Annotated in this window: 29 protein-coding genes and 1 riboswitch; of the genes, 24 read left to right on the forward strand and 5 right to left on the reverse strand. The window is 42.1% G+C overall.

What is annotated here, in order from left to right; all coding sequences use genetic code 11:
* Positions 1-62 precede the first annotated feature (62 nt).
* Positions 63-386: a spore coat protein gene (locus HNQ82_RS11560; RefSeq protein ID WP_055441481.1), complete on the reverse strand. Its 324-nt coding sequence runs from the start codon at positions 384-386 to the stop codon at positions 63-65.
* Between the two features lie 13 nt (positions 387-399).
* Positions 400-651 (reverse strand): hypothetical protein, encoded by a 252-nt coding sequence (locus tag HNQ82_RS11565; protein ID WP_183249768.1) that lies wholly within the window; start codon positions 649-651, stop codon positions 400-402.
* 163 nt (positions 652-814) lie between these two features.
* Here HNQ82_RS11565 and HNQ82_RS11570 point away from each other — a divergent pair, with 163 nt between their 5' ends.
* Positions 815-1732, forward strand: coding sequence for a proline dehydrogenase family protein (locus HNQ82_RS11570; protein WP_183249770.1), 918 nt, complete (start codon positions 815-817; stop codon positions 1730-1732).
* Positions 1733-1751: 19 nt separating this feature from the next.
* Here HNQ82_RS11570 and HNQ82_RS11575 read toward each other — a convergent pair whose 3' ends face one another.
* Entirely contained in the window at positions 1752-1898 is a 147-nt protein-coding gene (locus HNQ82_RS11575; protein WP_183249773.1) for a YuzL family protein, read from the reverse strand.
* A 147-nt stretch (positions 1899-2045) separates the two neighbouring features.
* On the opposite strand from HNQ82_RS11575, the gene HNQ82_RS11580 reads away from it, so the two are divergent.
* From HNQ82_RS11580 to HNQ82_RS11625, 10 genes are all read left to right on the forward strand, one after another.
* The gene (locus HNQ82_RS11580; RefSeq protein ID WP_183249776.1) at positions 2046-4424 is read left to right on the forward strand and encodes a 3-hydroxyacyl-CoA dehydrogenase/enoyl-CoA hydratase family protein; all 2379 of its coding nucleotides are present in this window, start codon (positions 2046-2048) and stop codon (positions 4422-4424) included.
* A gap of 12 nt (positions 4425-4436) precedes the next feature.
* Positions 4437-5609, forward strand: a complete 1173-nt coding sequence (locus tag HNQ82_RS11585; RefSeq protein WP_183249778.1) for an acetyl-CoA C-acetyltransferase — start codon at positions 4437-4439, stop codon at positions 5607-5609.
* Between the two features lie 15 nt (positions 5610-5624).
* Positions 5625-7406, forward strand: coding sequence for an acyl-CoA dehydrogenase family protein (locus HNQ82_RS11590; RefSeq protein WP_183249780.1), 1782 nt, complete (start codon positions 5625-5627; stop codon positions 7404-7406).
* Positions 7407-7473: 67 nt separating this feature from the next.
* Entirely contained in the window at positions 7474-7833 is a 360-nt protein-coding gene (locus HNQ82_RS11595; protein WP_183249782.1) for an arsenate reductase family protein, read from the forward strand.
* 57 nt (positions 7834-7890) lie between these two features.
* A complete protein-coding gene (gcvH, locus tag HNQ82_RS11600) occupies positions 7891-8274 on the forward strand; it encodes a glycine cleavage system protein GcvH (protein ID WP_183249784.1) in 384 nt (127 codons plus the stop codon).
* Positions 8275-8307: 33 nt separating this feature from the next.
* Complete coding sequence (locus tag HNQ82_RS11605; RefSeq protein WP_343053490.1) at positions 8308-8556, forward strand: YusG family protein; 249 nt, start codon at positions 8308-8310, stop codon at positions 8554-8556.
* A 97-nt stretch (positions 8557-8653) separates the two neighbouring features.
* The gene (locus HNQ82_RS11610) at positions 8654-9001 is read left to right on the forward strand and encodes a toprim domain-containing protein (protein ID WP_032101142.1); all 348 of its coding nucleotides are present in this window, start codon (positions 8654-8656) and stop codon (positions 8999-9001) included.
* Positions 9002-9009: 8 nt separating this feature from the next.
* Complete coding sequence (locus tag HNQ82_RS11615; RefSeq protein ID WP_032101141.1) at positions 9010-9279, forward strand: thioredoxin family protein; 270 nt, start codon at positions 9010-9012, stop codon at positions 9277-9279.
* 128 nt (positions 9280-9407) lie between these two features.
* On the forward strand, positions 9408-9707 hold the full coding sequence (locus tag HNQ82_RS11620) for a sterol-binding protein (protein WP_183249786.1): 300 nt from the start codon (positions 9408-9410) through the stop codon (positions 9705-9707).
* A 64-nt stretch (positions 9708-9771) separates the two neighbouring features.
* Positions 9772-11064 (forward strand): O-acetylhomoserine aminocarboxypropyltransferase/cysteine synthase family protein, encoded by a 1293-nt coding sequence (locus tag HNQ82_RS11625; RefSeq protein WP_183249788.1) that lies wholly within the window; start codon positions 9772-9774, stop codon positions 11062-11064.
* A gap of 39 nt (positions 11065-11103) precedes the next feature.
* Here the strand turns inward: HNQ82_RS11625 and HNQ82_RS11630 are convergent, their stop codons facing one another.
* Positions 11104-11703, reverse strand: coding sequence for a response regulator transcription factor (locus HNQ82_RS11630; protein WP_183249790.1), 600 nt, complete (start codon positions 11701-11703; stop codon positions 11104-11106).
* Positions 11704-12042: 339 nt separating this feature from the next.
* Between HNQ82_RS11630 and HNQ82_RS11635 the strand changes: the two genes are divergently transcribed.
* Positions 12043-12507, forward strand: a complete 465-nt coding sequence (locus HNQ82_RS11635) for a hypothetical protein (RefSeq protein WP_183249791.1) — start codon at positions 12043-12045, stop codon at positions 12505-12507.
* A 220-nt stretch (positions 12508-12727) separates the two neighbouring features.
* On the opposite strand, the gene tnpC is transcribed toward HNQ82_RS11635, so the two are convergent.
* Entirely contained in the window at positions 12728-14173 is a 1446-nt protein-coding gene (tnpC, locus tag HNQ82_RS11640; RefSeq protein ID WP_183249794.1) for an IS66 family transposase, read from the reverse strand.
* A gap of 83 nt (positions 14174-14256) precedes the next feature.
* Between tnpC and HNQ82_RS11645 the strand changes: the two genes are divergently transcribed.
* The 12 genes from HNQ82_RS11645 to HNQ82_RS11700 all read left to right on the forward strand — a co-directional run bounded on the left by HNQ82_RS11645 (position 14257) and on the right by HNQ82_RS11700 (position 25380).
* Positions 14257-15132, forward strand: coding sequence for an IS982 family transposase (locus HNQ82_RS11645; protein ID WP_183249892.1), 876 nt, complete (start codon positions 14257-14259; stop codon positions 15130-15132).
* Between the two features lie 80 nt (positions 15133-15212).
* Entirely contained in the window at positions 15213-15668 is a 456-nt protein-coding gene (locus HNQ82_RS11650) for a hypothetical protein (protein WP_183249796.1), read from the forward strand.
* Between the two features lie 309 nt (positions 15669-15977).
* A riboswitch (SAM riboswitch) is annotated at positions 15978-16083 on the forward strand.
* Between the two features lie 71 nt (positions 16084-16154).
* Positions 16155-17183 (forward strand): methionine ABC transporter ATP-binding protein, encoded by a 1029-nt coding sequence (locus tag HNQ82_RS11655; RefSeq protein ID WP_183249797.1) that lies wholly within the window; start codon positions 16155-16157, stop codon positions 17181-17183.
* Positions 17173-17841: a methionine ABC transporter permease gene (locus tag HNQ82_RS11660; RefSeq protein ID WP_183249800.1), complete on the forward strand. Its 669-nt coding sequence runs from the start codon at positions 17173-17175 to the stop codon at positions 17839-17841. Before HNQ82_RS11655 ends, HNQ82_RS11660 begins: the two co-directional genes overlap by 11 nt.
* A gap of 17 nt (positions 17842-17858) precedes the next feature.
* On the forward strand, positions 17859-18683 hold the full coding sequence (locus HNQ82_RS11665; protein WP_183249802.1) for a MetQ/NlpA family ABC transporter substrate-binding protein: 825 nt from the start codon (positions 17859-17861) through the stop codon (positions 18681-18683).
* A 71-nt stretch (positions 18684-18754) separates the two neighbouring features.
* Positions 18755-19099 carry a carboxymuconolactone decarboxylase family protein gene (locus HNQ82_RS11670; protein WP_183249804.1) on the forward strand — a complete coding sequence of 115 codons (345 nt, stop codon included), beginning with the start codon at positions 18755-18757 and terminating at the stop codon, positions 19097-19099.
* A 183-nt stretch (positions 19100-19282) separates the two neighbouring features.
* Entirely contained in the window at positions 19283-20062 is a 780-nt protein-coding gene (sufC, locus tag HNQ82_RS11675; protein WP_009362262.1) for a Fe-S cluster assembly ATPase SufC, read from the forward strand.
* Between the two features lie 15 nt (positions 20063-20077).
* Positions 20078-21382, forward strand: a complete 1305-nt coding sequence (gene sufD / locus HNQ82_RS11680; protein ID WP_183249806.1) for a Fe-S cluster assembly protein SufD — start codon at positions 20078-20080, stop codon at positions 21380-21382.
* On the forward strand, positions 21382-22602 hold the full coding sequence (locus tag HNQ82_RS11685; protein ID WP_183249808.1) for a cysteine desulfurase: 1221 nt from the start codon (positions 21382-21384) through the stop codon (positions 22600-22602). Before sufD ends, HNQ82_RS11685 begins: the two co-directional genes overlap by 1 nt.
* Positions 22592-23032: a Fe-S cluster assembly sulfur transfer protein SufU gene (gene sufU / locus HNQ82_RS11690; protein WP_183249812.1), complete on the forward strand. Its 441-nt coding sequence runs from the start codon at positions 22592-22594 to the stop codon at positions 23030-23032. The genes HNQ82_RS11685 and sufU overlap by 11 nt, the downstream gene beginning before the upstream one ends.
* Positions 23033-23055: 23 nt before the next feature.
* Complete coding sequence (sufB, locus tag HNQ82_RS11695) at positions 23056-24453, forward strand: Fe-S cluster assembly protein SufB (protein ID WP_183243904.1); 1398 nt, start codon at positions 23056-23058, stop codon at positions 24451-24453.
* A gap of 78 nt (positions 24454-24531) precedes the next feature.
* Positions 24532-25380 carry a DUF72 domain-containing protein gene (locus tag HNQ82_RS11700; protein WP_183249813.1) on the forward strand — a complete coding sequence of 283 codons (849 nt, stop codon included), beginning with the start codon at positions 24532-24534 and terminating at the stop codon, positions 25378-25380.
* Positions 25381-25388: the final 8 nt, after the last annotated feature.

A 25388-nucleotide genomic window follows, 5' to 3' on the forward strand; every position in this document is an offset into this window, starting at 1 on the left:
CATTTCTAAAGCATTTTTCCTCATTATACAAAAAAACCGACTGCATAAGCAGCCGGCTTTTCTCATTGCATCATATTGTTGTATGGAAATTGGCTCGCATATCCTTGAAATTGCTGATACGATTGTTGCAGTTTTTGTTGGTCCGCTTGTTCAAGCGCATACCACCCTTTTTTGAACATTAAGTTGTACAATTCACGTTGACAGTTTTGTGTTTCGGTAAACATATGCAAAATTTCGTCATACAAATGTTGATGACTTGCTTCGTTTAAAAACGTACAATAACTGTCTGTCATATATTTTTCAGTCGATAACATATCATTAATAAAATCGCGATCGTTCATTTGTGGCGTTTTTGGAATTTGTGTTTCAGGATTTTGCACCTTCATGTCATGTCCTCCTTTATTGCACGTGGGCAGATGGTTGCAATTGATGTAAAAGCTGTTGATAATGGCGCTGGTGCATTTGTCCGACACGTTCAATCGCTTGTTTAATTTCTTGATCTTGACATTGTGAAGCGAAAAAATGTGCTTTTTTCATCGCAAGCAAATTCCATGAGAGCGCATCCGTTAAATAAAGAGCGTCTTTTGTTGAAATCATTTCAGGCGGTTGAGCCATCATTCCATGTTGATGCATGTTTATTTGCTGTTGCATGATCATCCCTCCATATAAAATCATGTTCGACTGTATATTACCCACGTGCTGTATAGTTATACGTATGTAGACAAAAAATATGATTATTCGACAAAAACATATTCAAGCTAATGAAAACGTGTTACAATACGGGTGGATGCGCTTGCAAAGGGGGTAATCAACGATGGAGCAATTGATGCGCGACTTTTTCTTATTTTTGTCAAAAAATAAAACGTTAACAAAATTGGCGAAACGGTACGGTCTTCGTTTCGGTGCGTCGCGTTTTGTAGCGGGAGAAACAATTGAACGGGCAGTGGAAGTCATTAAAGAACTCAATCGTAAAGGACTAGCGGTCACGATCGATTATTTAGGGGAATTTGTTGATAATGAACAAGAGGCCAATGAAATGGCGAACCATTCGATTGAGGCGATTCGTGCGATTGGCGCCAATCAATTAAATTCTCAACTATCACTAAAAATGACATCGATGGGACTAGACATTTCCGATGAACTTGTGATGAAAAATATGCGCCGTATTTTAGATGAAGCAAAAATACATGGCGTATTTGTTACGATTGATATGGAAGATTATTCTCGTTGTCAAAAAACGATTGATATTTTTAAACAGTTGAAAAAAGAGTATGACAATGTCGGGACGGTACTACAAGCATATTTGTATCGGACAGAAAAAGATATTGAAGATTTAAATGCATATCATCCGAACTTGCGCCTTGTGAAAGGTGCGTATAAAGAGTCGTCGGAAGTCGCTTTTCCAGACAAAAAAGATGTAGATGAAAACTTTAAAAAAATAATTAAAATGCATTTGTTAAATGGTAACTATACAGCTGTTGCTACGCACGATGATGCGATTATCGAATATACGAAACAATTGGTAAAAGAGCACAATATTCCAAACAATCAATTTGAGTTCCAAATGTTATACGGCATTCGTCCAGAACGACAAGAACAATTAGTGCGCGAAGGCTATACGATGCGCGTCTATGTTCCATACGGAACGGATTGGTATGGCTATTTTATGCGTCGTCTAGCGGAACGTCCAGCCAATGTGGCGTTTGTGTTAAAAGGCATATTCAAAAAATAAAGGTGGGCATCCCCCACCTTTATTCATTTCCCATATTTTCTTTTCCATATTGTTGATTTTGGCTCGTTTTCTTTCCGCCTCCATCACGTTCTACCGTCGGGCCGGCATTTCCTTTTACACTTGCGGCACTCACACCTGCTTTAGACGGGTCTTTTTTCATTTTCATCGTAAACTCACCTCCTTTTGTATCATTTCCTGAATCGTTGACAAAATTCACTACATTTATTTGTTGCGAAAATTTGAAATATAATTTATATTTAAGATAAAGAAAAATGAATGACCATTCATTCAATTCGGATAAGGGGGAAGGAGCATGCGAATTAAAAAAGCAGCTGTTCTCGGTTCTGGTGTCATGGGATCGGGAATTGCGGCACATTTAGCGAACGTCGGCATTCCGACATTGTTGTTAGACATTGTACCGAAAGAGTTGACAGCCGAAGAACAAGCAAAAGGATGGACGCTTGAACATAAACAAGTACGCAATCGCATCGTTAATCAAGCGGTGGAGCGTTTGTTGAAACAAAAGCCAGCACCGCTTATGTCAAAAGCCAATTTAGCATTGATCGAAGTCGGTAACTTTGAAGACGACTTTCATCGCTTAGCAGAATGCGATTGGATTATTGAAGTCGTTGTTGAACGGCTTGATGTGAAAAAAAGTGTGTTTGAAAAAGTGGATGAAGTCAGAAAGCAAGGAAGTATCGTCAGCTCAAACACGTCAGGCATTTCCATCGAAGCGATGGCAGAAGGACGATCGGAAGATTTTAAAAAGCACTTTTTAGGCACGCACTTTTTTAATCCGCCGCGCTATTTAAAACTATTAGAAGTCATTCCGACAAAACATACTGATCCGGCAGTTGTGGCGTTTATGAAACAATTTGGTGAAAACGTGCTCGGTAAAGGGGTCGTTCTTGCGAAAGATACGCCAAACTTTATCGCCAATCGGATCGGTACGTACGGCTTGCTTGTGACGGTACGTGAAATGATGAAAGGCGGTTATAGCGTTGGTGAAGTTGACTCTGTAACAGGTCCATTAATCGGCCGTCCGAAAAGTGCGACGTTCCGCACGCTTGATGTCGTTGGTTTAGATACGTTTATTCACGTTGCCAACAACGTGTTTGAAAAAGTAGAAGGTGAAGAAAAAGAAGTATTTGCTGTTCCATCTTTTATGAAAACGATGGTGGAAAAAGGGTGGCTTGGTAGCAAATCAGGTCAAGGATTTTTTTATAAAAAAGGAAAAGACATTTTTGAATTAAATTACGAAACGCTTGAGTATGAACCGACGAAAAAATTAAAGGCACCGTCTGTTGAAATGAGCAAACAAGCAAAAGGAACAGCCAATAAATTGAAAGCGCTTGTATATGCGAATGACCGGGCGGGGCAATTACTTTGGAACATTTTAAGCCCGACGTTACTATATTCTGCCGAGTTACTTGGAGAAATCGCAGATGACATCGTAGCCATTGACCGCGCGATGAAATGGGGCTTTGGTTGGGAGCTTGGTCCTTTTGAAACGTGGGATGCGATCGGTGTGAAACAGTCTGTTGAAAAAATGAAGGCGGAAGGTCGTCAAGTACCATCGTGGGTAGAAGATATGCTTGCGAGCGGACACGAAACGTTTTACAAGCGTGAACACGGGCGCGTATCATATTACGATCGCGGACAATACAAGCCGGTTGAAGAAAACGAAAAAGTCATTCACATTCAGCGCTTAAAAGAGCAAAAAGGGGTTATTAAGAAAAATAGCGGCGCAAGTTTGATTGACCTTGGCGATGATGTGGCATTACTTGAATTTCATTCGCCAAACAACGCCATTGGCTTTGACATTGTACAAATGATTAACTATGCGTTAGAAGAAGTCGATCGGAACTATAAAGGGCTTGTCATCGGAAATCAAGGGAAAAACTTTTGCGTCGGTGCGAATCTTGCGATGATCTTAATGGAGGCGCAAGACGATAACTATTTTGAAATTGAAATGGTCGTTCGTCAATTCCAACAAGCGATGATGAACATAAAATATAGCTCGAAACCTGTCGTCGTTGCGCCATTTGCGATGACGCTTGGCGGTGGAACAGAAATTTGCTTGCCAGCCTCGCGCATTCAAGCAGCTGCAGAAACGTACATGGGGCTTGTTGAGGTCGGCGTCGGCCTTATTCCAGGTGGCGGTGGAAATAAAGAGCTATACATTAAACATTTAAGTGGCATGCCAAACGGTGTGGAATTTGATTTACAAAAGGTTGCAAATAAAGTGTTTGAAACGATTGCGATGGCGAAAGTGTCGACATCGGCAGCAGAAGCGCGCGAATTGAATTTCTTAAATGCACAAGACGGTATTTCCATCAACAGCGATCATCTCATTTATGATGCAAAACAAGCGGTGTTAGCGCTATATGAGAGCGGATACAAACCGCCGGTGCGCAAAAAAATTCCGGTTGTCGGAGAAACAGGTTATGCAACGTTGTTGCTTGGCGCTCAAGGCATGTATCATTCAGGCTATATTTCGGAGCATGATTTAAAAATTGCGAAAAAGCTTGCATACGTCATCGCTGGTGGAAGTGTGCCGTACGGAACAGAAGTGGACGAACAATATTTGCTTGATTTAGAGCGCGAAGCATTTTTAAGTCTTGTCGGTGAACCGAAAACGCAAGCGCGCATGCAACATATGCTTCTCAAAGGAAAGCCGTTAAGAAACTAAGGGGGGATTGAAGTGAAAGAAGCGGTCATCGTTGCCGGGGCGCGCACGCCTGTCGGCAAAGCGAAAAAAGGGACGTTAGCGAACGTCCGCCCAGATGATTTAGGGGCGATCGTTGTTAAAGAAACGTTGAAACGAGCAGGAAATTATGAAGGAAACATTGATGATCTCATTATCGGTTGTGCCATGCCAGAGGCAGAACAAGGGTTAAATATTGCGCGCAACATTGGTGCGCTTGCTGGGTTACCGTATACGGTGCCAGCAATTACAATTAACCGTTATTGTTCATCGGGCTTGCAAGCGATCGCTTATGCGGCAGAGCGAATTATGCTTGGGCATGCAGATACGATTATTGCTGGTGGCGTGGAGTCGATGAGCATGGTTCCGATGATGGGGCATGTTGTGCGCCCAAATGTGAAGCTCGCAGAAAGCGCGCCAGAATATTATATGTCGATGGGGCATACAGCCGAGCAAGTAGCAATGAAATACGGAGTGACGCGTGAAGAGCAAGATGCGTTTGCTGTTCGCAGTCATCAAAGAGCAGCAAAAGCGATCGCAGAAGGAAAATTTGTCGACGAAATTGTGCCGGTCGAAGTGACTGTCCGTCACATCGAAAATAATAAATTAGTAGAAAAAAAGGTCACGTTTAGTCAAGATGAAGGGGTTCGCCCAGATACAAACATGGAAACGCTCGCGAAGTTACGTCCGGCTTTTTCCGTCAACGGAACAGTAACAGCGGGAAATGCATCGCAAACGAGCGATGGAGCAGCAGCAGTGATGGTGATGGATCATGAAAAGGCGAAAGCGCTCGGTTTACAACCGCTTGGCAAATTCCGCTCATTTGCTGTGGCAGGTGTCCCACCTGAAGTGATGGGTATTGGTCCAATTGCGGCCATTCCAAAAGCACTTGAGCTTGCAGGGCTTGAGCTTTCTGATATCGGCTTAATTGAACTAAACGAGGCGTTCGCATCACAGGCCATTCAAGTCATTCGCGAACTTGGATTAGATGAAGAAAAGGTAAACGTGAACGGAGGGGCTATTGCCCTTGGTCACCCGCTCGGTTGTACAGGAGCGAAGTTAACGTTGACGCTTTTACATGAAATGCGTCGTCGCAACGAACAATTTGGTATTGTCACGATGTGCATTGGCGGCGGTATGGGTGCTGCTGGCGTATTTGAATTATTATAAGAGGGGGAGAAAACGATGGAAAAAGCATTACAAATTGCACAAGGTGGTAGCTTTTTAATTGAAGATGTGTCACCAACTCAAGTGTTTACACCAGAAGATTTTACAGACGAACAAAAAATGATTGCAAAAACGACAGAAGAATTTGTCGTTAATGAAGTGTTGCCGCAACTAGAACATCTAGAAAACCATGAGTTTGATCGCTCGGTAGCTCTTTTAAAGCAAGCAGGTGAACTCGGATTGCTTGGCGCAGATGTGCCGGAAGAATACGGCGGATTAAGTTTAGATAAAATTAGCTCGGCATTAATTGCTGAAAAAATGGCGCGCGCAGGCGGTTTCTCGATTTCACACGGTGCGCACGTTGGGATTGGCTCACTTCCGATCGTCTTGTTCGGAACAGAAGAGCAAAAGCAAAAATATTTACCAGCGCTTGCGACAGGTGAGAAAATTGCTGCTTATGCGTTAACAGAACCAGGCTCTGGTTCGGATGCACTCGGTGCGAAAACGACAGCAAAACTGAATGCGGAAGGTACGCATTACATTTTAAATGGGGAAAAACAATGGATTACGAACGCTGGGTTTGCTGATGTATTCGTCGTCTACGCGAAAGTCGATGGTGAGCATTTCACAGCATTTATCGTTGAGCGCGATTTCCCTGGCGTATCGACAGGAGCGGAAGAAAAGAAAATGGGCATTAAAAGCTCATCGACGCGCACATTAATTTTACAAGATGCGCTCGTTCCGAAAGAAAACGTGCTTGGCGAAATCGGCAAAGGCCACATCATCGCCTTTAACATTTTAAACATCGGCCGTTATAAGCTTGGTGTCGGTGCCGTTGGGGGAGCAAAACGTGCCCTTGAGGTGACAATTCAATACGCAAATCAACGCCAACAATTTAAAACACCAATTTCAAAGTTTTCATTAACACAAGAAAAATTGGCGACGATGGCATCCAAATTGTATGCGGCAGAAAGCTCCGTTTACCGTACAGTCGGTTTATTTGAAGCGCGTATGGGGCAGCTAACAGATGAGCAAGCAAAAGACGGAAAAGAAACAGCAAAAGCGATTGCGGAATATGCCATTGAATGTTCATTGAATAAAGTATTTGCTACGGAAATGCTTGACTACGTTGTAGATGAAGGGGTACAAATTCACGGCGGATACGGATTCATGCAAGAATACGAAATTGAGCGCATGTATCGTGATTCACGTATTAACCGTATTTTTGAAGGAACGAACGAAATTAACCGCCTCCTTGTACCAGGCATGTATTTGCGCAAGGCGATGAAAGGCGAGTTACCTCTTTTACAAAAAGCACAACAATTACAAGAAGAGCTCATGATGCTTATGCCTGAAGAGGTTGGCGATGGCGTGCTTGAACAAGAAAAATATCTTGTTCGTAATGCGAAAAAAATCGCTTTAATGATCGCAGGATTAGCTGCTCAAAAGTTTGGTCCGAAACTTGAAAAAGAACAAGAGGTGCTCGTCAATATCGCAGACATTGTCAGCAACGTATATGCGATGGAATCAGCTCTTTTGCGTACGGAAAAAGCAATTGCGCAATCGGGTGTTGAGAAAAATAAACAAAAAGTATTGTACACACAAATTTTCTGCCAAGAAGCGTTTAATGAAATTGAAGCACATGCAAAAGAAACGATCGTTGCTGTTGAACATGGTGACATGTTGCGCATGATGTTGTCGGCATTGCGCAAGTTAACGCGTCACACGCCAATGAACGTCATTGCGAAAAAACGCGAAGCAGCACAAGCATTAATTGAAGCTGAACGATATGTTGTGTAATAATGGGAGTACCAGACGCATCGTCTGGTACTTTTGCTTTCGTATCATATATAGATGAGGTGGGAAGATGTTGACATTTTATTGGTATCCAAAATGCGGAACGTGTCGTAAGGCGAAAAAATGGCTAGACGATAACAACATTTCTGTACAAGCTATACATATCGTTGAACAGCCGCCATCAAAAGAGCAGTTGCGGACGCTATATGAAAAAAGTGGGCTTGATTTAAAAAAATTTTTTAATACGAGCGGTATGAAGTATCGTGAACTCGGGTTAAAAGACAAATTAAAGACGATGACAGAAGAAGAAATGTTGCAATTGTTGTCATCAGACGGGATGTTAATGAAGCGTCCAATCATCACAAACGGAGAACAAGTCATTGTCGGATTTGACGAACAAAAATATCACGAAATGTTTAAATTATCGTGAAATCATATTAAAAATCGTGTATGATGAAAAAGAAGACGATATGTTGGAGGGAAAACGATGAACATTCCAAAAGAGCTACGTTATTCACAAGAACATGAATGGGTGCGTGTCGAAGGAAGTACGGTTCGTATCGGGATTACGCATTTTGCTCAGTCAGAGCTCGGCGATATCGTATTCGTTGAATTGCCAGAAGTCGGGGCACAACTCACAGCGAACGAACCATTTGGTAGCGTAGAATCAGTAAAAACTGTATCTGAATTATATGCTCCAATTAGTGGGAAAGTAGTAGCTGTGAATGAAGAGTTAAACGACAACCCAGAGTATGTGAACGAATCACCATACGATAAAGCGTGGATGATTGTCATTGAGCCAAGCGATCTAAGCGAAGTGGACAACCTATTAACTGCCGAACAATATGAACAAATGATTAACGAAGACTAAAAAAGAACTTACAGGGCACCCTATACAACAGGGGTGTCTTTTTTGCTAAAACAAAAAACGATGGATATTACACACCACGTCATCGGTAAATTGAATGAACATGGTAGCTTTCAACTATTTTATGACAATGAATGTATTGGGGAGTTTGTTCAAGAAACGAATGAGTTTAAGTTGAAACATGGATATGAACAGCAAAATGGGCGCATATTGAAAAGCGTGACAGTTACTGAAAATCCAGACGCAAAATACGTCGATTGTGATACAGAAGGTGGTTGGTGTTAAGGGCAGCGACATCGCTGTCCTTTTCTATGGGATAAAAGGGGAAAAAGTGTGCGATCACGAATATAATATACATAAATAAATGTACAAGGTGATGACGATGGCGATTGTTGAAGTAGAAAAAGTGATTATTGTCGAAGGGCGCTCCGACAAGCGGAAAATTGAAAGCATCATTAGCGAACCGGTCGAAATTATATGTACAAATGGAACGCTTAGCACCACCAAACTTGATGAATTAATCGATGCTTTGTACGATAAAGATGTGTACATTTTAGTTGATTCCGATGAAGCAGGGGAAAAATTGCGTCGTCAACTTCGTCGAGAGTTTCCTCATGCTGAGCATTTATATATTGATAAAATGTATCGTGAGGTGGCAGCCGCTCCGAAGCATCACATCGCGGTTGTATTATTAAGTGCAAACATTGATGTACACGCACAATATTTGTAGAAAGTTGTGTGATCGTTGTGAAAGTTGTCTATATGTACACACCATTATGCGGCACATGTCAAGTGGCAAGTCGAATGGTTGATGTACTTGAACAGTTGTTGCCAACCGTTACATTTGAGCGTCAAGATTTAAACTATGTGCCGGACAAAGCGGTTGAGTGGTGCATCGAAAGCGTTCCTTGTTTACTTATTTTTCAACATGGCGAACTTGTACAAAAAATATACGCCTTTCATTCGGTTCCATACTTATACGAAACGTTGCGAAAGCTGGCTGAATAAGCCAGCTTTCGACATATTTCTTGGGAAATTGACGAGGAAAGAAGACATTTGTCGACCGTTTATAGCAGGAACTACTCGTCTTCATATGGAAACAATGGATATGAGAAATATGGGACGGGGGCGGTTGAATGAACATGTTAACGCCGATTTTGCCGAGTGACTGTTTATATATTCAATTACAATGGGAAAATGAGCAAATATTATTGTGTATATCAAAAGAGGGCATTCGTCGTGTTGAAGAGGTAAATGCGGAGCGAATGATTACGATTCGTGGTTCAGCACAAGCGATGATGTCATTATTAAAAGGTTCGTTAAAACTCCAACAACAGCTTCGCTTAAATGAATTATCCGTCACAGCATCGTTTCGTCACATTTTATTGTTAGAGTCGATCTTTTTTCTTGCTAAACCGTACGATCTTGTTCATTGACGAGTTATTTTTATCGTGTTAAAATTCAAAATATTCAACAATTATTCGTGCAGGGGGAGAAACGATGAAATTTGAAACGATTGCTGTTCATGGCGGATTGCAAACCGATCCAGTAACGAAAGCGCGTGCGGTGCCAATTTATCAGTCCAATGCGTATTTGTTTGATAATACGGAGCATGCGGCCAATTTATTTGCATTAAAAGAAGCGGGGTACATTTATACACGCATTCATAATCCGACAGTTACTGTATTTGAAGAACGAGTGGCTAAGCTCGAAGGTGGTGTAGGAGCTTTAGCTGTAGCGAGCGGAATGGCGGCGATTACGATGGCGATTTTAAACGTCGCTCAAGCCGGGGATGACATCGTTTCTGCGTCGACGTTATATGGAGGAACGTACAATTTGTTCGCAAATACGTTGCCGAAATACGGCATCACGACACATTTTGTCGACCCGACCGATCCGGAAAATTTCCGCGCTGCCATTACGCCGAAAACGAAAGCCATTTTTGCCGAAACGATCGGCAATCCGAGCTTGCATGTGTTAGACATTGAAGCGGTTGCTGAGATTGCTCACGAAGCAGGCATTCCGCTCATTATTGACAATACGTTTGCGACGCCTTATCTTTGCCGTCCGATTGAACACGGAGCAAATATCGTTATTCATTCAGCGACGAAATGGCTACTTGGCAACGGAACGACGCTAGGTGGTATCATTGTCGACGGCGGAAATTTTGATTGGAATTCGCCGAAGTTTCCATCGTTTACGACACCAGATCCAAGCTACCATAACCTCGTATACGCACACATTGGTGCAGCAGCGTATATCGTGAAAGCACGCGTGCAACTATTGCGCGATTTAGGACCAGCGATGAGCCCGTTCAACGCATTCCAGTTTAATTTAGGGCTTGAAACGTTACACGTACGCATGAAAGAACATATTGCCAACACGAGAAAAATTGTTGAGTATTTAGACAACCATCCAGCAGTCAATTGGGTGTTATATCCTGAGCATGACAATCACCCAGCAAAAGAGCTAGCGAAAAAATATATGCCAAAAGGGGCAGGAGCAGTCGTTGTATTTGGCATTCAAGGCGGTCGTGAGGCGGGAGCGACATTGATTAACAACGTTAAACTTTGGTCGCATGTCGCCAACGTCGGCGATGCAAAAAGTTTAATCATCCATCCAGCAAGCACGACGCATCAGCAACTAAGCGGAGAAGATTTACAAGCATCTGGTGTGACGGAAGATATGATTCGTTTATCAGTCGGAATCGAAAACGTGGACGATTTAATTGAAGACTTAGAACAGGCGATCGAAGCCGCAACAGGTGTGCGGTCGATGTATTCGTGGGTGTAAATATGAAAGGTGCTAGTTAGATTTTTCGACTAGCACCTTTCATTTTATGAGTTGTAACCGTAGCGCTTCGGCAACCGCTCCTGTTCGTGACAAGACCCCTAATTTTTCGAAAATAGAAGAAAGGTGACGCTCAAATGTTCGTTTGCTTATATTTAGCAGTTCGCTAATTTGTGCACTCGTTTGATCGTCTGCCAACATTTGTAATATATCGATTTCCATGTTTGTTAAACCGTGCTTTGTTGAATACGCAGTTTCATTATCCGCTAAAAAAAGTTTTTCTCCTTCGTTGCTGTATCGGATCACATGTACTAAATGAGTGGAAACTTTTTCTTTTGACAATACGCCGGATACACCTGCTTCGTACGCAGATAAGGCGAGCGGTGGATAGTTACATAGCATAATGATATTTATCGTGGGATGTGTCTCCTTCACATTTTTTACCCAGTCCAATGCTTTTGCTATGTGCATGTGTACATTTATTACAATGACGTCTGGTACATGTATATGTATGAGAGTATCTAGTGAATCAAGACAAGAAACAGAACCGATAACTGTTATGTTACTTTCGTTTTCCAACAATTTTTCCAACCCAAGCAAATAGATAGGATCAGAATCAATAAGCAATGTACGAATAGTCATGCGATTTCCCCTCCATTATTTTTTACTAGATTCTACTTCATTTAATAAACTTTGTCATTTATTTTGAAGAAATTGGCGGATTTTCGCCAAAAAATTGGCGGAAAATACTGATTTTTTTCTTTTCTATTTTTGGTAAATTGAAAATAGCTGATCAGCTAATTTTGGGAGAAGAAGCGGAGGAGTATGAGCAATGTATAAGTTGAGATAAAGAACGTCCGATTTTTATACAATATGTTGTACCTATGGTGAGTAATCAGCTAAATAAAAATTTTCAATTATATCCATGGTGCTGATGTTTAACTGGAGCTATGAGTAGATTGTCGATGAAAGGATGGTTTTATGAGGGGTAAAGTTGTTGGGAGAGTGGTAAAGGGAGTATTAGCGACATTGTTTGCTACAATCGTTGCGTTAGGGGGAGAGCATGTGTCATTCGCGCTCATACCTCAACAGAATGTTGTTAAACTGAAGGCAGGTAATATTACTCCCCAGTCTGTTGTTTCAAAAACAAAATCGGCAAGTTTTAAGGCAGGACAAACTACTCAAACGTTAAGTATTACAGGGACTTTTGAAACACAATATAGCGATGTTCATAAGAGACAAATGTTTGCAGGGATTAAATCTATAAATTCGAAAGTAACAAGTGGTATTGGAAGCTGGAAACAAACGGGATATGAATACCAGCTAATTGATGGCGGTCGTACTTACGTTATTTATGTATCGGGGACATATACAATAGGTGGACAATCTTATTCGGTTACGGTAAGTGTGGAATTTTATTGTAATGCTGATGGTTCCGTTGGTTAATGTATAAGCCTAACTCATTATTAATAACTCGTGGTGCTAGATAAAATCGAGTAAGCATAAAAATAGCCCTTGCTTGTGGATCTCCTGTAGAATGAAAGTGCGATCCAACATTCGAAAGGAGAATCCCCATGCAAGAGCACTTTCATTGTAACTATTCACCCCGATAGAAGTATGTAAAAAAGCGCAACACAAATAGGGCATCCCTGTGATAGAAAGTGCCCTAAGTGGTAGAAAGAACACAATCGAGCGTGTCGCCCGTCAACAGAAGACATAACGAATCCCACACGTTTTTTTCGTGTTTCGTCAGTGTGGAAACGATGCTTCTTGTGATACAAAAAGACTGGGCGAATGTTTCTTCGCGAAACGTGCCCGAGATGTTCTCTTTGACTTTGACCATGCGAAGATCGCGTTCGGCTTGGTTGTTGTCAAAGGGAACATGCACTTCACGTAAGAAACGCAGCGCTTCTTCCTTTCGTTTCTGAAGCCGTCGAACAAAAGCGAGTGCTTTTTTCGGAAGAGGCGTCATCGTTTCTAATCGGTGCTGTGCTCTTTCTAGCATGCGATCATACACTCGTTCCCATCGTTTCGCTTCTTTTTCGGAAAGCGCACCGTGATGAACTTCGACGGCCTGTTTGGCGGCTAAAAGAAACGTCGTCATGCGCGATGCCCATGTATGCCCCTGTTCGATGAAGCCTTTTAACTCACGCAAATGATCGGCATGACAAAGGACATGGGTGGCTTGCATGTATTTTGGATACGTACCGAACGCATCGTGCATCATCGTTCCTTGATATCGGGGAAGAATCCCAATATCATCGGTCGCTTTCTTTCCACGAGAAGCGTGAGAAGCCAAGTATGTATATCTCGATGTACACGCGACATGCACCCATGCGAGTTTCCCATTGATGCGCAAACTCGTTTCATCGACATGCAAGATGTCAGAGTCAAGCAAGGCGTCTTCGATGATGTCCATATTCGATTCTAGCGCTTGGCGACCTCGTTTCACCATATTGGCAAGGGTTCCTGTACTAACCGAGTGTTGATATAACGCTTCGATTGTATCACTCAAACGCTTGTACGGGATCAATTGGATATGGTGCAAATATACAGCGAGCGCCGTGAGCCGTGGACCATATTGCACATGATTCGTGACATAGGATGGGAATTCGGCTTGTTGAACACATCGGCAATGTGGGCAGGATTTCACTTCACGTTCATGTTGTGTCACTTCGATCGTCACGGGAGGGAGATCAAACACTTGACGGACATCGACTTTGAACGGTTTGACCTCACACAAAGAAGCCCCACATCCTTGACACGCGTTCACACGATGGACGACACGATGATGTGGATGTTCCACTTGATGGAGCGTCGTTCCTTGATGCCCTTCTTGTCCGCCTGGTTTGTTGCCAGATGGCTGACGAGAAGAATGGGTGTGAAAACGGTCAGAAGATGGGGGCAAATGGCTATTGGAGCTGTTTTTTTTCGTGCGTGCTTCCAGTTCTTGAACGCGATACTTGAGTTGTTCATTTTCTTTGCGTAGCTGTTTGATTTCGTGACGCAAATGTTCATTTTCTTGAACGAGTTGATGAATGAGCTGTTTCTGTTGTTGGACTTTGCTGATTAAGCTCTCAACCGTAAATACAGCTTGTTGTACCGTCAACATGCGATTCACCTCCTTGTCTATCAATATTCACATCATAGACAAGAAATACAAAAAATATTCAGCTCACTTTATGATGTAGCTGAATAGTTACCTTTCATTTTACTACAGATCAAGCAAAGATTCAAAAACAATATGCAGCCATTTTCTTTTTTGTTTCTGCCCAGCTGTCACAAATTCAATTCTATCTTCAACGTCGCAATCGTCATTTGGCGAAACAAGAAGACGCGGTGATCATTGCCATTCATCTTTTGGGAAAGTTGCTTGGCTTCTCTTCCGAACGTGCATGGCATCGCTTTGTGGAGGGAAATTTATTTACCGATGGGCAGTTTATCGAACGTTCTCGATACAATCGCCGTTGCCGAGCGCTGCGCTTTGCGATCAAATGGATTCGTCATGAACTAGCGAAACGTGGTCAACACCATGCCTATGCGGTAGTAGATAGTATGCCAATCGAGTTGTGCCATGCCGCAAGAGTGTACCGTGTCAAACGATTCCGAGGGATCGCGGACATCGGACTTTGTACGTCGAAAAAGCAGTGGTACTATGGGTTTAAGTTTCATCTTCAAGTGACCGACCAAGGACTACCTATGGGATACGTGGTAACGGAGGCGTCCTGTCACGATCGAACCGCAGCGGAAACCGTCATGACTCAAATTCCTCACCCCTATAACTTGGGTGACAAAGGATTCATCAGTAGCGAATTGCAAAAAAAGTTGTATAAAGCGTACCAAATCGCTTTTTGGACTCCATCTCGCAAAAATCAGAAACACCGCCCATCGGCATCATGGGAGAAATGGCTCAAACAAAAGCGTAAAGTGATAGAAACGGTGTTCTCCGTCCTCGTTGACCAGTATCGTATGACAGAAATTCGTGCTCATTCGATTTCAGGGTTTGAAGTGGCACTAGATGGCATATTGTTGGTGTATTCGCTTGTCACACTCGGGCTAGTTGAGCGCTAGCGCTCAACTAGCACCACGGGTTATTAATAGATAATGAAGAACTAGTACTACTACATGAACATTTCTGGGGGAGAAAAATAATGAAAAGGCAATTTAGAAGGCTTATTTTAGTTGCTACCCTAGCACTAACTGCTACTCTGTTATTAGATGGTTTTTTTGGATCGTTAATTACTACTGAAGCTAGTACGCTCCCGAAACGAGTATATAAAGAGGGGAATGTAACAATTACAGTTACTCCTGCAGTAGGGAGTTCAATAGCAAAATTAAGCAATTCAAAATCAAAAATTGCTCCACTTGATACGATTGTCCGAGGAAATAAAGAAATGTATGGTACAGTGACGATGACAGTTACGTACGATCGAAATCTAACGACTAAGACTTCTACTATTACGGGGATTTATTCTTTAGAAAACACTGATTCTTACTTAAAATTAATTGATAAATGGTATACCTCTAGTGTTGCACAAGCCGACTATTATGACTCTTTTCATAAATTGTATGTAACAATTAGAATTACCAAAGAAGAATGTAATTAAAGCGTTGATTATATAATTCGTAAAGCGTTTAACTTCATTTTTTTGACTGTGGGGCTAATCTAGAGGCGTGAGTACGTCTTGGATTAGCCCCTTGCATTTCCGTAAAACAAAACGATTTACTGTTCGTCGCTTGACATCTGAAAAGTAATGATTGACTATGTTATATATGCGGTTCATCTCATTGTTTGGCTAAAATAGTTAAAAAAATGTTATTGACACTGTCCTTCTTTCAATGATATACTCACATTCGTAGTTCAAAAAGATTCTTAAGTGTATTAAAACGTTAACTGAATAAAGCGTTTAAAAGCGCTCTTATCAAGAGAGGTGGAGGGATGTGCCCGATGAAACCCGGCAACCGTCAGCGCTGCTGAAATGGTGCCAATTCACACAAAGCGTTTGCTTTGAGAGATAAGAGACAGAATGGATGATGACGCCTTTCTGTTCTCTTGAGCAGAAAGGCTTTTTTCATGGAAGGAAGGTGACAGCATGATTACTTTATCAAACGTAACGAAAGTATACAAAGCAGCAAGTGGACATGTGACGGCGGTTGATCATGTAAACTTGCATATCGAACAAGGAGAAATTTTCGGCATCATCGGTTATAGTGGAGCAGGGAAGAGTTCGCTCATTCGGCTATTAAATGGATTAGAAAAGCCGACGAGCGGTGAAGTGATTGTTGATGGGAAAGATATGGGGAAAATTAGCGGAAAGCAGTTGCGTCAAGCGCGCCAACAAATCGGGATGATTTTCCAACATTTTAATTTACTTTGGTCGCGAACGGTGCGTGAAAACATTGCTTTTCCGTTAGAAATTGCAGGCGTGCCGAAAGAAGAACGAATGAAACGCGTCGATGAACTCGTTCAACTTGTCGGTTTGCAAGGGAGAGAACATGCGTATCCGTCACAACTGAGCGGAGGACAAAAGCAGCGCGTCGGCATTGCGCGCGCATTAGCGAACAACCCGAAAGTGTTATTATGTGATGAAGCAACGTCGGCGCTTGATCCACAAACGACCGATTCAATTTTAGATTTGCTTGTTGATATTAACAAACGCCTCGGCTTAACGATCGTATTAATTACACACGAAATGCACGTTATTCGTAAAATTTGTGATCGTGTAGCGGTAATGGAAAACGGAAAAATTGTCGAAATGGGCGAAGTGCTTCACGTGTTCCGTAAGCCAGAACAACCGATTACGAAACGATTTGTTCAGCAAGTCACAGAGCCGGAGGAAACAAAAGAAGCGATGTTGCATCTTCTTGAACGTTATCCGAACGGGAAAGTCGTTCAACTTACGTTTGTCGGCGAAGCGGCTGAGCAGCCGCTCATTACACAACTTATTCGCCAATTCGATTTGAATATAAATATTTTACAAGGGAAAATTTCACAAACGCATCACGGTTCATACGGGGTGTTGTTCATTCACTTAGATGGTGCGAATGAAGAAATTGAGCGAGCGCTCGCTTTTATTCGCCAGCAAGAAGTTGAAGTGGAGGTGTTGGCGAATGTCCAATGAACTATTTCCGAATGTCGTTTGGGAAAAAATATGGGCGGCAACGATGGAAACGTTGTATATGACCGCTATTTCTGTTGTAGCAACATTTGTGCTCGGTATTTTACTTGGGTTGTTGTTGTTTCTAACGTCTAAGGGAAACATATGGGAAAATCGTTTGATTAACGGTGTGATCGCATCGTTCGTCAATATTTTCCGTTCCATCCCGTTCATTATTTTAATTATTTTGCTCATTCCGTTTACAAAGCTCGTTGTCGGCACGATTCTTGGAGCGAATGCTGCGCTACCAGCGCTTATTATTGGTGCTGCACCGTTTTATGCACGCATGGTTGAAATTGCGCTTCGTGAAATTGATAAAGGTGTCATTGAAGCGGCAAAAGCGATGGGAGCGACGACGACAACAATCATTTGGAAAGTGCTTCTTCCAGAAGCGCTCCCTGCCCTTGTATCTGGGATTACGGTAACAGCGATCGCGCTCGTTGGTTACACAGCGATGGCAGGAGTTGTTGGTGCTGGGGGGCTTGGAAACTTAGCGTATTTAGAAGGATTTCAACGCAACAATAACGACGTCACGTTTGTTGCGACAGTGCTCATTTTAATCATCGTCTTTATTATTCAGTTTATTGGTGACTTTGTCACTTCTAAAATAGATAAACGATAAAAAGGAGGAAGAAACAGATGAAAAAATGGATTTCTCTACTTGTTGTTGCAATGGTTGTTTTAGCGCTTTCTGCTTGCGGAAAAAGCGAAAGTGCGGAAGAAAAGACGAATAAGCTTGTCGTTGGGGCATCAAACGTGCCACATGCGGAAATTTTAGAACAAGCAAAACCGATTTTAAAAGAAAAAGGTATTGAATTAGAAATTGTGACATTCCAAGATTACGTATTACCGAACAAAGCGTTAGCAGATAAAGAGTTAGATGCAAACTATTTCCAACACATTCCTTATTTAGAAGCACAAATGAAAGAACATGGCTATGACTTTGTAAATGCTGGTGGCATTCATATTGAGCCAATCGGCGTATACTCTAAAAAATATAAAAGCCTTGAAGAGCTACCAAACGGTGCGAAAATTATTATGAGCAACTCGGTTGCTGACCACGGTCGCATTTTATCGATGCTTGAAGAAAAAGGGTTAATTAAGTTAAAAGAAGGTGTCGACAAAACGAAAGCAACTGTTGATGATATCGTTGAAAATCCGAAAAATTTAGTGTTTGAAGCAGATGTCGAAGCAGGATTGCTTCCACAAGTATATAAAAACAACGAAGGAGATGCAGTATTAATTAACGCAAACTATGCGTTAGATGCTGGTTTAGATCCAGCAAAAGATCCGATTGCGGTTGAATCGCCAGAAAACAACCCATATGTGAACATTATTGCCGTTCGCAAAGGTGACGAAAAACGTAAAGAAATTCAAACGCTTGTAGAAGTATTGCAATCAAAAGATATTCAAGACTTCATTTTACAAAAGTATAATGGCGCAGTTATTCCAGCGACAAAATAAGGATGTCCAATCGGGCATCCTTTTATATTTTTTGAAAAACGACGCATGATAAAAAGGAAGGAGGAGTGCATATGTCGATGGAACAATTTTTGCACGAATATAAGCAAGGGTTAGGAACGTTTACGCAACATATGCCGAAAGTTGGGCAAACGTTTAACGCGTTTACAGAAGCATGTTTTGCAGAAGGTGAGTTGTCGAAAAAAGAAAAGCAATTGATCGCATTAGGCATTAGCGTCGCCAAACAAGATGAATATTGCACCATCTATCATACGAAAGGGTGCATTGATGAAGGAGCGACAGAAGAAGAAATATTTGAAGCGTGCGCCGTTGCGGCTGCTTTAGCGGGTGGAGCGACGATGAGCCAAGCGGTTACGCTCGTTCGGCAATGTGTTGATGAATTTACTCGCATGCATTAAAAGGATAGGGAGGTCTCCTATCCTTTTTTACATACGTGATTAAGCGAACAAACTTTAGAAACAAAAAAGTATCAAAATGCTTGCAATAAGGTTGCTAATACTTTTCATCTGTTATAAAATTGTAATGAGAATAAAATGAGAATTACGTTTTATGAATATAAGTGAAACTGGAGGTATTTTTTTATGGCAACATTAACGATTAAAGATCTTCACGTTGCAATTGACGGAAAAGAAATTTTAAAAGGTGTTAACCTTGAAATTAAAGGCGGCGAGTTTCATGCAATTATGGGACCGAACGGAACAGGAAAATCGACATTATCTGCGGCCATTATGGGTCATCCAAAATATGAAGTAACAAAAGGAAGCATTACATTAGATGGTCAAGATGTATTAGAAATGGAAGTAGACGAGCGTGCTCGTGCTGGGTTGTTTTTAGCGATGCAATATCCGAGCGAAATTAGCGGTGTGACAAATGCCGACTTCTTGCGTTCAGCGATTAATGCGCGTCGTGGAGAAGGAAACGAGATTTCATTAATGAAATTTATTCGTCAACTAGATGAAAAAATGGCGTTTTTAGAAATGAATCCAGATATGGCGCATCGTTATTTAAATGAAGGATTTTCAGGCGGAGAGAAAAAGAGAAATGAAATTTTGCAATTAATGATGTTACAACCGAAAATTGCAATTTTAGATGAAATTGACTCAGGTCTTGACATTGATGCATTAAAAGTTGTTGCAAAAGGTGTTAATGAAATGCGTAGCAGCGACTTCGGCTGTTTAATCATTACGCACTATCAGCGTTTATTAAACTATATTACACCAGATTATGTGCATGTCATGATGCAAGGACGTATTGTAAAATCTGGTGGTCCAGAGTTAGCACAACGTCTTGAGGCGGAAGGATACGATTGGATTAAAAAAGAGCTAGGCATTGAAGATGAAGTCGTTGAGCAAGAAGCGTAAGCGTTAGGAGGATTTGTGATGATTGAGACGAAACTACCATTCGACCAACAGTATGTACGCTCTTTTTCTGAAGGGCGTGGAGAACCGGACTGGCTTTTACATGTTCGCTTACAAGCTCTTGCACAAGCGGAACAACTTCCTTTACCGAAGCCAGATAAAACAAAAATTGATCGTTGGAATTTCACGCAATTTTCTACTCATCTCGTTGAAAGTGCGCCACTTTCTTCGTTAGAAGAGTTGCCAGAAGAAGTGAAAGTGCTAATCGATATCGACGAAGAGCAAAAAAACGTATATGTGCAACGCGATCATACATGTGCATACGTATCGCTTGCTGATGAATTAAAAGAAAAAGGTGTCATTTTTACAGACTTAGCGACAGCTGTCCGTGAACATAGCGAGCTTGTGCAAAAATATTTTATGGACGGCGTGAAAGTAAACGAACATCGCCTGGCTGCGCTTCATGCTGCACTTGTAAACGGCGGAATGTTTGTATACGTACCAAAGCACGTGCAAGTGAATGTGCCGTTGCAAGCGGTATATGTGCATGAAAAAGCGGAAGCGTTATTTAACCATGTCATTATTGTTGCGGACGTCGGTAGTAAAGTAACGTATGTCGAAAACTACATTTCAACATGTGAACGTTCCGAAGCGATCGTTAACATCATTGCGGAAGTGTTTGCATTAGACGACGCGCAAGTATTTTTCGGCGCCGTGGATAGTTTAGCAAAAGGGACAACGACATATGTGAACCGTCGCGGCATTACGGGGCGTCATGCACGCATTGAATGGGCGCTCGGTTTAATGAACGACGGAAATACGATTTCAGAAAACGTCACGCGCCTCATTGGCGACGGCTCATTCGGCGACACGAAGACGGTTGTGGTAAGCCGTGGAGAGCAAGTACAAAACTTTACGACAAGCGTCATCCATTACGGAAAGCATACAGAAGGCTACATTTTAAAACATGGCGTTGTGAAAGATGAAGCGACTTCCATTTTTAACGGTATTGGTAAAATTGAGCACGGGGCATCGAAATCAAACGCAGAACAAGAATCACGTGTGCTTATGTTAAGCCCAAAAGGACGCGGGGATGCGAATCCGATTTTATTAATTGACGAAGATGATGTGACAGCCGGTCATGCGGCATCTGTCGGTCGTGTTGATCCGACGCAATTGTATTATTTAATGAGCCGTGGTATTTCGAAAACGGAAGCAGAGCGATTAATTATTCATGGCTTTTTAGCGCCAGTCGTCAATGAAATTCCGATTGAACGTGTGAAAAAACAATTAATCGAAGTGATCGAAAGGAAAGTTAAATGATGAACGTAAAAGAACTTCGTCAACTATTTCCGATTTTAGATCAACAAGTAAACGGCAAGCCACTCGTTTATTTAGATAGCGCGGCGACGTCACAAAAACCGTTGTCGGTCATTGAAGCGATTGACAATTATTATCGTCAATACAATTCAAACGTTCATCGCGGCGTGCATACGCTTGGTACGAAGGCAACCGATGCATACGAAGGGGCGCGCGAAAAAGTGCGTCGCTTCATTGGTGCCGCCTCGATAGAAGAAATTATTTTTACACGCGGGACGACAACGGCGATTAATCTAGTGGCGGCAAGCTACGGTCGCGCTAACGTGCGTGAAGGCGATGAAATTGTCATTACGTACATGGAGCACCATAGCAACATTATCCCATGGCAACAAGTTGCCAGACAAACAGGGGCAACGTTAAAATACATTCCGCTTCAACCAGACGGCACGATTCGCTTAGCAGATGTGGAACAAACAGTCACGTCGAACACAAAAATTGTGGCTGTGATGCACGTATCAAACGTACTCGGTACAATTAACCCAGTAAAAGAAATTGCGCAAATCGCGCACAAAAACGGTGCCGTTGTTGTTGTTGACGGGGCGCAAAGTACGCCGCATATGAAAGTGAACGTGCAAGACATCGATTGCGATTTTTATGCGTTTTCAGGCCATAAAATGTGCGGGCCGACAGGTATTGGCGTATTATACGGTAAAAAACGCTTACTTGAGCAAATGGAGCCTGTTGAATTTGGTGGCGAAATGATTGATTTCGTTGGTTTGTATGAGTCAACATGGAAAGAGCTTCCGTGGAAATTTGAGGGTGGTACACCAATTATCGCTGGAGCGATTGGTTTAGGAGCTGCGATCGATTTCCTTGAACAAATTGGGTTAGATTATATTGCTGAGCATGAACATCGTTTAGCACAATATGCACTTGAACAGTTGTCAACGATTGATGGGTTAACGATTTACGGTCCGAAAGAACGGGCAGGGCTCGTGACATTTAATATTGACGGTGTTCATCCGCACGATGTTGCGACCGTTTTAGATGCTGAAGGCATTGCTGTTCGTGCTGGTCACCATTGTGCGCAGCCGCTCATGAAATGGCTGAACGTGACAGCGACTGCACGGGCAAGTTTTTACTTATACAATACGGAAGAAGAAATTGACGCACTTGTTTCAGCATTAAAGAAAACGAAGGAGTATTTTAGCTATGTCTTTTAATAGCCATTTAGATACGCTGTATCGACAAGTCATTATGGATCATTATAAAAATCCGAGAAATCGTGGTGTGTTAGAGGGGGAGCACGTCGATATAAATATGAACAACCCGACGTGTGGCGATCGCATTCACTTAACATTAAAAGTAGAAGATGGGAAAATTGTCGATGCGAAGTTTGAAGGAGAAGGCTGTTCTATTTCGATGTCTTCTGCATCGATGATGACAGAGGCGATTAAAGGAAAAACAATTGAAGAAGCGCTTAAGCTATCAACGATTTTTTCCGACATGATGCAAGGAAAAGATTATGACGATTCCATCGATTTAGGTGATATTGAAGCGCTTCAAGGAGTGTCAAAATTCCCAGCTCGCATTAAATGCGCGACGTTAGCTTGGAAAGCAATGGAAAAAGGATTGCATGAGCAACAAGATTAGTCATAAAAAAGGAGGCGAACGAGATGGCGAAAAAAATGCCAGAAATCGGTGAATATAAGTACGGTTTCGCCGATAAAGATGTATCTGTTTTCCGTGCTGAGCGCGGATTAACGCGCGAAATTGTAGAAGAAATTTCGCGCATGAAAAATGAACCAGAGTGGATGCTCGAATTTCGCTTAAAAGCGTTAGATATTTTTTACAGCATGCCGATGCCACAATGGGGCGGCGATTTATCAAGTTTAGATTTCGATGAAATTACGTATTACGTCAAACCATCGGAAAAATCCGGTCGTTCTTGGGATGAGGTGCCGGAAGAAATTAAAGCAACGTTCGATAAGCTCGGTATTCCAGAAGCAGAACAAAAATATTTAGCTGGGGTATCGGCGCAATACGAGTCAGAAGTTGTATACCATAACATGAAAGAAGACCTAGAGAAACTAGGTGTCATTTTTAAAGATACAGACTCGGCGTTAAAAGAAAACGAAGATTTATTTCGCGAGCATTGGGCGAAAGTCGTTCCGCCGACAGATAATAAATTTGCGGCACTGAACTCTGCCGTTTGGTCTGGTGGTTCATTCATTTACGTGCCAAAAGGTGTAAAAGTCGACACACCGTTGCAAGCGTATTTCCGCATTAACTCGGAAAATATGGGACAATTTGAACGGACGTTAATTATCGTTGATGAAGGGGCGCATGTTCATTATGTGGAAGGCTGTACAGCGCCTGTCTATACGACAAACTCACTTCATAGCGCAGTCGTTGAAATTATCGTGAAAAAAGGTGCGTATTGCCGTTATACGACGATTCAAAACTGGGCAAACAACGTCTTTAACCTTGTGACAAAGCGTGCCGTTTGCGAAGAAAACGCAACGATGGAATGGATCGATGGAAATATCGGTTCAAAATTAACGATGAAATACCCAGCAGTCATTTTAAAAGGAGAAGGCGCGCGTGGTTTGACACTTTCGATTGCGATTGCTGGCAAAGGACAACATCAAGACGCAGGTGCAAAAATGATCCACTTAGCGCCTAATACGTCATCGACGATCGTATCAAAATCAATTTCGAAACAAGGTGGAAAAGTCACATATCGCGGTATCGTTCATTTTGGACGGAAAGCGGATGGCTCTCGCTCAAATATTGAGTGCGACACGCTCATTATGGATAATCAATCGACATCTGATACGATTCCATACAACGAAATTTTAAACGACAACATTTCGCTTGAGCATGAAGCAAAAGTGTCGAAAGTATCAGAAGAACAACTATTTTATTTAATGAGTCGCGGAATTTCCGAGCAAGAAGCGACAGAAATGATCGTCATGGGCTTTATTGAGCCGTTTACGAGAGAATTACCGATGGAATACGCCGTTGAAATGAACCGCCTCATTAAGTTTGAAATGGAAGGTAGTATTGGTTAATCAACAGCTGATGATCTGCGTGCGGCAGATCATCGGCTTTTTTTGTATGTTATGGTAAGATAAATGTAGGTGATGCATATGATTTATGTCGGATTAACGGGATGGGGCGACCATGACAGTTTATATCCGTCGCGGCTTGCGTCAAAAGATAAGTTACAAGCGTATGCCGCTCATTTTCCAACCGTTGAGGTCGATGCGTATTTTTATGCGATTCAGCCACGCCAAAACGTTGAAAAATGGACGATGGAAACACCGGAATGTTTTCAATTTATCGTTAAAGCGTATCAAGGAATGACGGGTCATCAACGTGGTGATATTCCGTATGCAAATAAAGATGAGATGTTTACAGCATTTTTACAATCGATTGAGCCGTTTCAGCAGGCACATAAGCTTGGGATGGTATTATTCCAATTTCCACCGTGGTTCGATTGTCAAAAAAAGCATGTTCACTATTTGCGTTGGTGTCGGGAGCGAATGGGAGATGTCCCTGTGGCGCTTGAATTTCGCCATCAATCGTGGTTTTCGCCTTCCTTTTACGAAAAGACGTTACGCTTTATGGAAGAAGAACGATGGATTCATAGCATTTGTGACGAACCGCAAGCAGGGGAAGGATCGGTACCGACCGTTCTTCATCCAACTGATGCGCATAAAACACTCATTCGTTTACATGGCCGAAATGTAGCTGGCTGGAATAAACGAGATGATGAAAATTGGCGTGCCGTTCGTTATTTATATCGATACAATGAGCAAGAGTTACAAGAATGGGTACAGCATATTCGCACGTTACAAACGAAATGTGAACACATGTACGTTTTATTTAACAATAACTCGGGTGGAGATGCCGCTCATAATGCAAAGCAGCTCCTGCGGATGTTAGACATTGAGTATACGAACTTAGCACCGCGGCAATTAGACTTATTTTCATAATGGGGGAT

The organism is Anoxybacillus tengchongensis (assembly GCF_014201585.1).
Taxonomy (GTDB): Bacteria; Bacillota; Bacilli; order Bacillales; family Anoxybacillaceae; genus Anoxybacillus; species Anoxybacillus tengchongensis.

Bases quoted from the DNA above. Each gene is read 5' to 3' on its own strand.
- HNQ82_RS11560 (WP_055441481.1), bottom strand. From the start codon at position 386: ATGAAGGTGCAAAATCCTGAAACACAAATTCCAAAAACGCCACAAATG.
- HNQ82_RS11565 (WP_183249768.1), bottom strand. From the start codon at position 651: ATGCAACAGCAAATAAACATGCATCAACATGGAATGATGGCTCAACCG.
- HNQ82_RS11570 (WP_183249770.1), top strand. From the start codon at position 815: ATGGAGCAATTGATGCGCGACTTTTTCTTATTTTTGTCAAAAAATAAA.
- HNQ82_RS11575 (WP_183249773.1), bottom strand. From the start codon at position 1,898: ATGAAAATGAAAAAAGACCCGTCTAAAGCAGGTGTGAGTGCCGCAAGT.
- HNQ82_RS11580 (WP_183249776.1), top strand. From the start codon at position 2,046: ATGCGAATTAAAAAAGCAGCTGTTCTCGGTTCTGGTGTCATGGGATCG.
- HNQ82_RS11590 (WP_183249780.1), top strand. From the start codon at position 5,625: ATGGAAAAAGCATTACAAATTGCACAAGGTGGTAGCTTTTTAATTGAA.
- HNQ82_RS11595 (WP_183249782.1), top strand. From the start codon at position 7,474: ATGTTGACATTTTATTGGTATCCAAAATGCGGAACGTGTCGTAAGGCG.
- gcvH (WP_183249784.1), top strand. From the start codon at position 7,891: ATGAACATTCCAAAAGAGCTACGTTATTCACAAGAACATGAATGGGTG.
- HNQ82_RS11610 (WP_032101142.1), top strand. From the start codon at position 8,654: ATGGCGATTGTTGAAGTAGAAAAAGTGATTATTGTCGAAGGGCGCTCC.
- HNQ82_RS11620 (WP_183249786.1), top strand. From the start codon at position 9,408: ATGAACATGTTAACGCCGATTTTGCCGAGTGACTGTTTATATATTCAA.
- HNQ82_RS11625 (WP_183249788.1), top strand. From the start codon at position 9,772: ATGAAATTTGAAACGATTGCTGTTCATGGCGGATTGCAAACCGATCCA.
- HNQ82_RS11630 (WP_183249790.1), bottom strand. From the start codon at position 11,703: ATGACTATTCGTACATTGCTTATTGATTCTGATCCTATCTATTTGCTT.
- HNQ82_RS11635 (WP_183249791.1), top strand. From the start codon at position 12,043: ATGAGGGGTAAAGTTGTTGGGAGAGTGGTAAAGGGAGTATTAGCGACA.
- tnpC (WP_183249794.1), bottom strand. From the start codon at position 14,173: ATGTTGACGGTACAACAAGCTGTATTTACGGTTGAGAGCTTAATCAGC.
- HNQ82_RS11650 (WP_183249796.1), top strand. From the start codon at position 15,213: ATGAAAAGGCAATTTAGAAGGCTTATTTTAGTTGCTACCCTAGCACTA.
- HNQ82_RS11655 (WP_183249797.1), top strand. From the start codon at position 16,155: ATGATTACTTTATCAAACGTAACGAAAGTATACAAAGCAGCAAGTGGA.
- HNQ82_RS11660 (WP_183249800.1), top strand. From the start codon at position 17,173: ATGTCCAATGAACTATTTCCGAATGTCGTTTGGGAAAAAATATGGGCG.
- HNQ82_RS11665 (WP_183249802.1), top strand. From the start codon at position 17,859: ATGAAAAAATGGATTTCTCTACTTGTTGTTGCAATGGTTGTTTTAGCG.
- HNQ82_RS11670 (WP_183249804.1), top strand. From the start codon at position 18,755: ATGTCGATGGAACAATTTTTGCACGAATATAAGCAAGGGTTAGGAACG.
- sufC (WP_009362262.1), top strand. From the start codon at position 19,283: ATGGCAACATTAACGATTAAAGATCTTCACGTTGCAATTGACGGAAAA.
- HNQ82_RS11685 (WP_183249808.1), top strand. From the start codon at position 21,382: ATGAACGTAAAAGAACTTCGTCAACTATTTCCGATTTTAGATCAACAA.
- sufU (WP_183249812.1), top strand. From the start codon at position 22,592: ATGTCTTTTAATAGCCATTTAGATACGCTGTATCGACAAGTCATTATG.
- sufB (WP_183243904.1), top strand. From the start codon at position 23,056: ATGGCGAAAAAAATGCCAGAAATCGGTGAATATAAGTACGGTTTCGCC.
- HNQ82_RS11700 (WP_183249813.1), top strand. From the start codon at position 24,532: ATGATTTATGTCGGATTAACGGGATGGGGCGACCATGACAGTTTATAT.